The sequence below is a fragment of the Mycobacterium sp. E2462 genome (assembly GCF_001672685.1).
Taxonomy (GTDB): domain Bacteria; phylum Actinomycetota; class Actinomycetes; order Mycobacteriales; family Mycobacteriaceae; genus Mycobacterium.
The window spans coordinates 17155-27061 of sequence record NZ_LZKC01000193.1 but is presented as its reverse complement, the minus strand read 5'-3'; the positions used below and the strand labels follow the sequence as shown (position 1 = coordinate 27061).

The 9907-nt window shown below is 69.2% G+C and carries 6 protein-coding genes and 1 pseudogene; 5 read left to right on the top strand and 2 right to left on the bottom strand.

Annotation, left to right across the window (positions count from 1 at the left end; translation table 11 throughout):
• Positions 1 to 78: 78 nt before the first annotated feature.
• Positions 79 to 957 (bottom strand): catalase, encoded by an 879-nt coding sequence (locus tag A5714_RS09620; protein ID WP_369829434.1) that lies wholly within the window; start codon positions 955 to 957, stop codon positions 79 to 81.
• 356 nt (positions 958 to 1313) lie between these two features.
• Here A5714_RS09620 and A5714_RS09615 point away from each other — a divergent pair, with 356 nt between their 5' ends.
• From A5714_RS09615 to A5714_RS09595, 5 genes and pseudogenes are all read left to right on the top strand, one after another.
• A complete protein-coding gene (locus tag A5714_RS09615; RefSeq protein ID WP_068069832.1) occupies positions 1314 to 1685 on the top strand; it encodes an STAS domain-containing protein in 372 nt (123 codons plus the stop codon).
• Between the two features lie 87 nt (positions 1686 to 1772).
• Positions 1773 to 2216, top strand: a complete 444-nt coding sequence (locus A5714_RS09610; protein WP_068284820.1) for an ATP-binding protein — start codon at positions 1773 to 1775, stop codon at positions 2214 to 2216.
• Positions 2217 to 2337: 121 nt separating this feature from the next.
• Positions 2338 to 4098 (top strand): amidohydrolase family protein, encoded by a 1761-nt coding sequence (locus A5714_RS09605; protein ID WP_068284812.1) that lies wholly within the window; start codon positions 2338 to 2340, stop codon positions 4096 to 4098.
• A 52-nt stretch (positions 4099 to 4150) separates the two neighbouring features.
• Positions 4151 to 5239: pseudogene (locus tag A5714_RS09600) on the top strand (aromatic ring-hydroxylating dioxygenase subunit alpha).
• Positions 5240 to 5423: 184 nt separating this feature from the next.
• Positions 5424 to 5684, top strand: a complete 261-nt coding sequence (locus tag A5714_RS09595) for a hypothetical protein (RefSeq protein ID WP_068069860.1) — start codon at positions 5424 to 5426, stop codon at positions 5682 to 5684.
• Between the two features lie 7 nt (positions 5685 to 5691).
• Here A5714_RS09595 and eccCa read toward each other — a convergent pair whose 3' ends face one another.
• Complete coding sequence (gene eccCa, locus A5714_RS09590) at positions 5692 to 9906, bottom strand: type VII secretion protein EccCa (RefSeq protein WP_068284808.1); 4215 nt, start codon at positions 9904 to 9906, stop codon at positions 5692 to 5694.
• Between the last annotated feature and the right edge of the window lies 1 nt (position 9907).

Genomic DNA, 9907 nt, shown 5'->3' with positions numbered 1-9907 from the left:
CGGCGCCACGGTGCCGGTGCGCTGGTCGCTGGTGCCTCAGGACGCGCCGGGCACCGCCGCGCCCGGCCAGGGCCGGGACTACCTGTTCGACGATCTCATCCGCACGGTGGCGTCGCGGCCGGTGAGCTGGCGCCTGATCCTGACCCTCGGCGAGCCGCAGGACCCGACCCACGACGCCACCCGGCCCTGGCCGGGCGCGGCGGTGCCCGGCGCGTCCTGAGGCACCAGCGACCAGCGCACCGGCACCGTGGCGCCGGCGCCGTTGGTGAAACGGAAGGCATTGAGCCCGTGGAACGCCGTGTCGGCGAATCCGGCGCTGGGCGGCGTCCGCTTGATGATCTGCATGGCGGCGACGGTCTCGGGGTGGCGGGCAAGGAAGGCGGCCATCAGCGCCGGGTCCGCCTTGCCGGTGTCGGCGCGGGGCTTCGACGCGACCAGCCGGTCGTAGAAACCCTGCGGCGTGCTGTCGGGGAAGACGGGGATGTTCACCATGGCGGTGCGCCACTGCTGGCTCTCGGGCCCGCCGAAGAGCAGGCCGAGCCCGCGCACGGTGTCGGTCTTGTCGGGCTGGTCGGGCAGGCCGCCGGACAGGGAGAACCGCCCGACGAGTGGGACGCTGCCTCGCCGGAAAATCGGCGACCGGCACACCGCGGCGCCGTCACCGGAGCTGGTGAAGGTTCCGATCGCGCTGAGTCCCTTGGCGTGGTTGCGCCGGAAGCCGGCGTGACGGCCGTAGACGTGCTCGAAGCGGTCGGCGATCCGGGCCGGCGTGAGGGCGTCCGGCCGCAACCAGCCGCCGGCGTAGGCGAAACCGCCCACATCGACTGCGGCGATGCCGGCCACCGCGCCCATCCCCAGCACAGCGCGGCGGCGCAATAGGCCGCCCGCCGGCGGCGGTGGGGGGCTGGCCTCGACGGTTTCGTCCGCGGGTTCACCGTCGCGGTCATCGAGTTTCACGGCCACCATCCTTTACCGTTTCCGCAGCCCAGGCGGGGGGAATGGGAACGAAATGACTGGCGGCCGCCCGGGCGGGGGCTGGTGCCCAGGGCCGCTTGGCGTGTGACCGGCACACACATCCGGAGTACGTCGCCGCGCCCGAAATCGTTCAGCATTTTGAGGCGGGATCACCGCGTGTCCTACCATCGACTAAACACTTGTGGCGGTATCTGCTGTGAGTAGCGCAGATCAACGGGGTGAAGCTCCTCCGTAGGCAAGCGTGTGCCGTGGGGTTGAATCAACAGCTCCCAGGTTTTGACATTGGCTGTTCGGTAGTTAGCAGTGTCCCGTGAGGGACCGATTGTGAGTGATAGACCATGGGTGAACAACTCGGCGATTCCATCGATCCAACGGCTTTTGAAGTAGGAAAGCACCAGGTAGATCAGGCGGTTGTGCTCACCGTGTCCGGTGAGGTGGACATGCTCAGCTCGCCGCATCTGGCCGACGCCATCCAGACGGCGCTGGCCAACAAGCCCGCGGCGCTGATCGTCGACCTGTCGAAGGTCGACTTCCTGGCGTCCGCGGGGATGACGGTCCTGGTGACCGCGCAAGCGGAGGCGGAGCCGCCGACGCGGTTCGCCGTGGTCGCCAACGGTGCGGCCACCAGCAGGCCGATCAAACTGATGGGCATCGACAGTGTGCTGTCGCTGTACAGCACGCTCGACGACGCGCTCACCGGCGTCGGTTGATGCTCGGGCCGCGACTGATGGGGGGATCTCGACCGCGTGGGGGCGCAGCTGGAGACGATGGGACGCGTGGATCATCAGACGCATAACGTGTCGAGCAGCGATGACCGCTTCCGCTTCGTCCGCAAGCGGATAGCCGCCGACCCACACAGCGCCGCCCGCGCCCGGGCCGAGTTCGGGCAGTGGCTGGGACGGCACTTCAGCCTCGACGCCGAACGGTTCAACGACCTGCTGCTCGCGGTGAACGAGGCGATCGCCAACGCCGCGGAGTTCGCCTACGTCAACTCCGTGCACCGCGGGACGGTCGACGTCGTCGCGGCGTACGACGAAGACTCCGACCGCCTGGCGGTCACCGTGATCGATCGCGGCCGCTGGCGGTCGCACTCCCCCGCGCCGCCCCGCCAGGAACTGCGGGGCCGGGGCATCCCCCTCATGGAACTTCTCGCCGACGACCTGCACATCGACCGCACACCGCACGGCACCAGCGTCACCATGACCTGGACGGACTTGACGCGCTCCAGCTCCAACGCCTGAGCGCCGCGGCGAACGCCCCAGCGGCCACCGCCGCGAACCTGTTGCTGTTTCCCCTCGCGAGTTACGCTCCCTGACGTAGCGTAATGCCGCTACGCCGGCAGCCTCGACGAGGAGGAGTCCCATGTTCGACCTGAAAATCATCGGCGGCACAGTGGTCGACGGGACCGGCGCGCAGCGCTACCTCGCTGACGTCGGCATCAGGGACGGCAAAATCGTCGACGTGGTGCGCCGCGGCGCGGCGGACCCCGAGCTGTCCGGCGAGGCCGCCGAGACCATCGACGCCACCGGCCGCGTGGTCGCACCCGGCTTCGTTGACATCCACACCCACTACGACGGCCAGGTCAGCTGGGACAGCCTGTTGGAGCCCTCCAGCGGCCACGGCGTCACCACCATCGTCACCGGCAACTGCGGCGTCGGTTTCGCGCCAGTGCGGCCCGGCAACGAGCAGTGGCTGATCGAGCTGATGGAGGGCGTCGAGGACATCCCGGGCACCGCGCTGACCGAGGGCATCACCTGGGGCTGGGAGACCTATCCCGAGTACCTCGACGCGATCGGCAAGGGTGCGTTCTCGATCGACGTGGGCAGCCAGGTCGCCCACGGCGCCGTCCGGGCCTACGCGATGGGCGAACGCGGGGCCCGCAACGAGCCGGCCACGCCGGAGGACATCGAGGCGATGGGCCGGCTGGTCCGCGAGGCGATCGAGGCCGGCGCGCTCGGGTTCTCGACGTCGCGCACCATGGGGCACCGCGCCATGGACGGCGAACCCGTGCCGGGCACGTTCGCCGCCGAGGACGAACTCTTCGGCCTCGGGCGGGCGATGGCGGCCGGCGGGCAGGCGGTGTTCGAGCTCGCCCCCCAGGGCGCCGCCGGCGAGGACATCATCGGCCCCAAGAAGGAGCTCGAGTGGATGCGGCGGCTCAGCGGGGAGATCGACCGGCCGGTGTCGTTCGCGCTGACCCAGGTCGACGCCGATCCGAAGCTCTGGCGCGAGCAGCTCGAGCTCTCCGCGGCGGCCCACGCGGCGGGCAGCCGGCTCTACCCGCAGGTCGCCGCGCGACCCTTCGGCATGATGATCGGGTTCCAGGGGCACCACGGTTTCAGCCACCGCCCCACCTACCGCCGGCTCAAGGCCGAGCTGAGTCGCGACGAGCTCGCCCGGCGCCTGGCCGACCCGGCGGTCAAAGCCGCGATCCTGGCCGAGGACGACCTGCCCGTCGACCCGACGCAGTTGTTCGACGGCATGTTCGCGATGGTCCAGTACTCACTGGGCCGGCTCTACGCGCTGGGCGACCCGCCGGACTACGAGCCCACCCCGGACCGCACCGTCGCCGCGATCGCCGCCGCGCGCGGCGAGGATCCGCTGTCGACCCTGTACGACTTGATGCTCGAGTCGGACGCGACGGCGATGCTGATGCTGCCGCTGTTCAATTACAGCGACGGCAACCATGACGCCATCCGCGAGATGCTGCTGCACCCGGCGGGCGTGCTGGGCCTGTCCGACGGCGGCGCCCACTGCGGCATGATCTGTGACGCCTCCTACCCGACGTTCCTGCTGACACACTGGGCACGCGACCGGCACCGCGGCGAGAAGCTGTCGTTGGAGTACGTCATCCGCAAGCAGGCGCGCGACACCGCCCATCTGTTCGGGCTGACCGATCGCGGCACGATCGAGCCGGGCAAGAAGGCCGACATCAACGTCATCGACATGGACGCGTTGCGGCTGCACCCGGCGGCGATGGCGTTCGACCTGCCCGCCGGGGGCAATCGCATCCTGCAGGGCGTCAGCGGTTACGCGGCCACCATCGTCAGCGGCATCGTCACCCGCCGCGACGACGTCGACACCGGGGCCCGGCCCGGCCGGTTGGTGCGCGGCGCGCGCTAGAGGTCCCGGCCGTGACACAGCCCGGGGTGACACCGTCCGCGACCGGGACACGATCGGCAGCCCGCCGCGACGGCCGGCGCTGGTGCCGGCCGAGCGGTACTACTCCCCCGCGCTCGAGGCCGAGCGGCTGTGGCCGAAGGTGTGGCAGCTCGCGCATGGCCGACCACATCGCCCGGCCGGGCGACTACCTCGACTACCGCTGCGGTCCGCTCGGCGTGCTGATCGTGCGCGGCGACGACGGGGTGCTGCGCGCCTTCGGCGAATGTCTGTCGCCACCGCGGGAATGCCCTGTGCCCCGGATCCGGTTCTGGCCTACGTGAACTGCGGTGCGGCTACCACGGGTGGACGTGGGATGTCACCGGGGCGCTCATCCGGGTGCCCGGGCGCAGGGGCTCCGGGTCGCGGCACCTCTCCGACTACCCGCTGCTGGCCGCCCGAGTCGACACGTGGGCAGGCCTGGTGTCCGTCAACCTGGACACCGACGCGCCCCGATGTTCCTGCGTCGCAACGGATCTGGGGGCACACCGGCAAATCCGACCAAGCCCTACGGCGTGCCGAGCCCACACATCGACGGCGCGCGCACCGACGGCGAGGTCTGGGACGCCCACGTGCAGACGGCGCACTGATGGGCGCCGCACCGGGCGCGCCGTTGCCGGTGGACGAGCGCCTGCCCGGCCAGACGGTGCAAGACACCCAGCGGACGCGGGCGTTCGCCGCGAGCCATGTCGCCGACCTGTCGTGGGCCGACACGAACCGAATGACCCGATTGCATCGGTGCGACGTGTTCCCCACCATGACGCTCCTCGCCACTGCCGATCACCTCACCGTCATGTGTTCGCGCCCGGGCCCCGATCCCGACTGCGCGGAACTGGTCATGTTCTTGACGACGCGGCGGCCACCGGGCGTGCCCCGCACCACGCCGACGCACGTCCGGCCAGCGGCGGACGATGCCGAGCCGGGCATCGTTCTCACACAACAGATCCGCGTGCTAGCCAAAGTGCAGCACGGTATGCACCAACCCGGGTGCACCCATCCGGTGCTCTCCAGCGAGGAACGGCGCGCGATCGATCTGCACCGTAACCTCGACCGCTACCTCGGGCTGCCCGAGCCCGAGCAAACTCGAGGTGAGACGACGAAATGACCGCGCGCAACAACTTTGGTGCAGACACGCCGCAATCAGCCCGTTGCGATTTAGAATCCCAATCGTGATGACCCCGTCCAACCCCTGGGGCGACCAACGAGGGCAACTCTCGCATCAGTTGCACATGCGTTCTCAGGCACTGGCCCGGCGGCGCGCCCGCAGGCTGTGCCAGCACTTCGAGCGGGTGGGCGTCCGGACGGCACCCGAGCGCCTTCGGGAGATGCTCGCGGGCGCACCGCTGGCCGCTCACGAGGCGATCAACGTCAACTTCGCGCTGATCGCGCTTCAACTGGACCGCGAATCGCGGACCGCGAGATACAAGCGGATGAAGCGGCGTGGCGCGCGGTCGGCGTTGCTGGCCGGCCTCGTCCTCGTCGTGCTGAACTTCCTGATGTGCCTGGCTTACCTGATGCTCAACCTGGCCGAGCAGAGCGCGCCGCTGTAACGGCCGCTCACTGCGCGGGCACCACCACCGTGGACGGCAACCCGATCAGCACCCCTTCGACGTCGCCGTCGGCGCTCACCATCAGGCCACGGCCCGGCGGCAGCGCCTGGGCGCGCACCGCGCGGTTGATCCGGTTCTGCGGGTCATTGTCCATGTAGAGCTGCGCGACCTTCGCGGAGTTCTGGAACCTCATCCACGGATCCATTTGCAGCGTCGCGAAGTTCGCGCTGTTGCGGGTGGTGAACACGTGCAAACCGATCTGCCGGGCGCGTTCCATGAGCTTCCACAACGCGGCCCCCACCGGGGGCTTGGGCGGATAACTCTGGTCCGGCCGCAGGTCCTGGACGTCGTCGATGAGCACGAAGTGGCGCGGCCCCTCCCATGGCTTGAGGGCGCGCAACTCCTCCTGACTCAGGCCCTTGGGCGGCAGCCGCGGCAGCATGATCTGCTGCGCCAGCGCGGTGATCACCTCGTCGATCTCGTCCTGGTCGTAGGCGTAGGCGCGCACATAGCCCGGCCCGTGCAAGTCGCGCAGCCCGTGCGGCGCGGTCTTCGGGTCCACCAGGGTCAGCTGCGCCTCCTCGGGGCTGAAGCGGCTCATGATCGCCTCGCCGATGGCCACCAGCGACAGCGTCTTGCCGCAGCCCTGCCGGCCAAGGATCATCAGGCCCGGACTGTCCTCGAGCTTGTGCGGCACCGGCCGAAGCTCGTGGCGCTCTCCGATCGCGTAGGCGATCGACAGGGGCTCGGCGACCCGGTTCGCCTTCTCGTAGTCCAGGATCGCCTTGAGCTCGATACGCTGCGGAAGCCGTTGCAGCGTAGCGTGTTTGGTGACCCCGGCCACCTCGGCGATGCTGGTGCCGACGTCGACGATGTTGACCAGCGCGCCGGTGCTGGGATCCGACAGCGCGGGTATGCCCACGCGCAACTCGTGCAGGCTGTCGGTCAAGCCGAAGCCCGGCCGGTTCAGCGTCCGCCGTGCCGCATCGCGGGAGTCCAGCGACGAGTGCCCCATCTGGCTTTCGCTCGGGTCGGCCAGTCGCAATTGGATTCGTGCCGTGGCGTTTTGCAGCAAGCTTTGGCGCTGGCCGTGGATCCAGCCGCCGGCGCTGCACATGACGTGCACGCCGTACTCGGGGCCGCGGCTGCTGAGCGAGATGATGCGGTCGCCGACGACGTTGTCCTGCGTGTACAGATCGTCGTAGTCGTCGACCACCACGTAGACGTCGCCGAACGGGTCGTTGGGGTCGGTGCCGCCCAGGCCGTCGCTGCCGGGCGCGAACCGGCGCTCCCGGAAGCCGTCGAGGTCGATCTTGAGCCGCCGGAACGAATCCTCGCGGGCGTCGATCAACGCGTCCATGCTGCTGAGGATCCGTTCCAGACCCTCGGCGTCCTTCGGTGAGACGATGTCGGTGACGTGCGGCAGGGAGGCGATCTGCGCGAGCGTGGCACCGCCGATGCAGAAGAACGTGACCCTCGCCGGGCTGTACATGGTTGCGGCCGAACACATTAACGTCATCAGCGTGGTGGTCTTGCCGCGCTGCTTGGCGCCGACCACGATGACGTTGCTGCGCAGCGCGTCGACCGCGTACACCACCTGCTTGGATTCCTCGGGGATGTCCATGATGCCCACGGGGAACATCAGCCCCGCGTTGCGCCCGTAGTCGGCGTGCCACGGCTTGCCGCGGTAGCCGGCGACCAGCACGTCGACGGGCTCCGGCGCCTCCAGCGGCTCCAGCCACGGCCGCCGCGGCGCCCGGTGCGGCACGTTCTGCAGCGACTCGCGCAGCACGTCGACGATCTTCTTCCTCTTGTAACCGTCCTCGTGATAGAGGAATTCGTCGGGTTCGGCGTCGACCGCGGCGGCTTGCTGCAGCGCCGACGCGTCGGAGGCGTCCAGCGGCTGGTACTGCCAGTTGTACAGGCGCGGCTTGGTCAGCGTCATGTCGACGGTGGTCGAGACCTCTTTGGTCTTCGGCACCACGAACGGCGCGGACAGGTAGAAGCAACGGAACGGCTCGAGATCGCGCGGCCCCACCTTGAGCAGGGCGAAACCGTTTTCCTTGGACGGCAGGTGATAGGCGGCGTCGGACCCGATCACCTCACGGCTGTCGTCACCGGACTCGGCGCGCAGGGCGATGCGAAAAGCGATGTTGGACTTGACCTTCTGCAGCGACGACAGGTCCAGGCGCTGCCCGCCCAGCATGAAGAAGACGTTGGCGCCGCGGCCCTCCTGGCCGATGTGGATGATGAGGTTGATCCACTTTTCGTGGTTGGCGAACAACTCCAGGTATTCGTCGACGATGACGAGCAGCACCGGCACCGCCGGCAGGTCGCGCCCGGCGAGGCGGATCTCCTCGTAGTCGTTGGCGTCGCGGGCGCCGACGGAGGTGAACAGCTCGTACCGCTGTTTGATCTCGCCGTCGATGACGCGACGCATCCGCTCGGCCAGGTGCCGCTCGTCCTTGCCCAGGTTGGACAGCGCGGCGACCACGTGCGGGATGCCGAGGATGTCCTGGGCGGCCGACTCGAACTTCATGTCGACGAAGATGACGTTGAACGCCTCGGGCGAGTGGGTCAACGCGATGCCGTACACCAGGGACAGGAAGAACTCCGACTTGCCCGACCCACTGGTGCCGATGACGACGGAGTGAAAGCCGAAGCCGCCGAAGTCTTTCGCCCGCAGGATGACGTTCTGCAGCTCGCCGCTGGGCTTGGCGCCCACCGGGACCTCGCACCAGCGTTCGTCGCCGCGGCCGCGGCGATCGGCCCACAACCGGTCGACGTCCAGGTCGCGGGGATCGCTGATGCCGAGCGCCCGCAGCAATTCGGTTGCGCCGCCGGCCGATTCGGCCATCTCGCTGCGGCTGGTCGGGGACCAACGCGCCATTGCCCGGGCGTACCGGTAGGCGCGATGCACCGACAGCTGGTCGGCGTGGGCGTAGAACTTGCCGCGCACCCGCAGCAGCGGGGCCGGGCGGCCGTCCTCGCCGTCGGCGTCGAAACCGTTGCGGGCGATGCCCATCTGGCCGTCGACCGACGCGTGCAGCGGGCTGTGCCGCTCGCCCATCTCGAACACCTGGTCGTCGGCGAATCCGACCCCGGTGCCGATGCGGGAGGCGATGCGCAGCAACGTGATCCCGGCCTTACCGACCTGGCCGACGACGCTCTCCCACGCATCGGGACTGCCCGTGTTGTCGTCGACGATCACCAGATGCGGCCCGAGATCGACGCCGTCCGAACCGGTTTCGAGCGCCGAGCCCATCGCGGTCGGGCTGGCCGCCGCCATCGGCGCCCAGGCGCCGCGTTTGCCCTTCATGTGCAGCTCCGCGCCTAGGGTCTCCTCGAGTTCTTCGGGCGTGGCGAACACCAGGCGCCGCCAGCCGCAGGCGTCGAACAGCTCGTCGTGCAGGTTGTGCGGCAGCCACACCATCCACGACCACACCTCGGGGTTGCGGGTCACCACCATCAGCTTGACGTCGCGCGGATTGTGGAACACCGCGAGGGAGGCCAGCACCGAGCGCAGCAGTGACCGCAGCCGGTCCAGGTCGTCGCCGACGAAGCTGAAGCCGGGCGCCGAGCGCAGGTTCACCACCTTGGCGATGTCGCGGATCTTGCGCTGCTCCAGGATGAAATCGCGCAGCGCCTGTCCGGTGACGGGCTCGAGTTCCTCGTCGGAGGCGATGTCGGGCCACGTTACCGACAGCACCGAATCCGGAGCGTGCTGCACACCCGTGCCCAGCCGCACCTCCAGGAAGTCGGCGTCGCTGCGGCCGCGTTCCCACATCCGCGGGCCACCGATGATGGCGCCGAGGCCGCGCGGGTCGGCGTGCACCGAGTTCTGCCATTCGCGTTGCGCGCAGACCGCCGTTTGGATTTCGTCCCGGTTGACATCAAGGTCGCGCAGGTAGCGGCGGCGGCCCTTCTCCATCTCGCCCCAGGTGATCTTGCGGGCCCGCCCGAATCGGCCGGAGAACGCCAGCATGCTGAACGCGCCGATGCCCATCAACGGGAAGAACCCGGTGGTCAGGCTCCGCACCCCGGACACGTAGAGCATGACGATGGTGCCGATGAGCGCCACGATCAGCGCCGGCACACCGATCATCACCCAGATGTTGCGCGGCTCGCGCTCGGGCAATGCGATCGGCGAATTCGGCGCCACCCGAACGGGTTTCGGGGGGTCGATCTTCATCCGGTTGATGGGAAACGCCTTCTTGGACATC

Bases quoted from the DNA above. Each gene is read 5' to 3' on its own strand.
- A5714_RS09615 (WP_068069832.1), top strand. From the start codon at position 1,314: ATGGGTGAACAACTCGGCGATTCCATCGATCCAACGGCTTTTGAAGTA.
- A5714_RS09605 (WP_068284812.1), top strand. From the start codon at position 2,338: ATGTTCGACCTGAAAATCATCGGCGGCACAGTGGTCGACGGGACCGGC.
- eccCa (WP_068284808.1), bottom strand. From the start codon at position 9,906: ATGTCCAAGAAGGCGTTTCCCATCAACCGGATGAAGATCGACCCCCCG.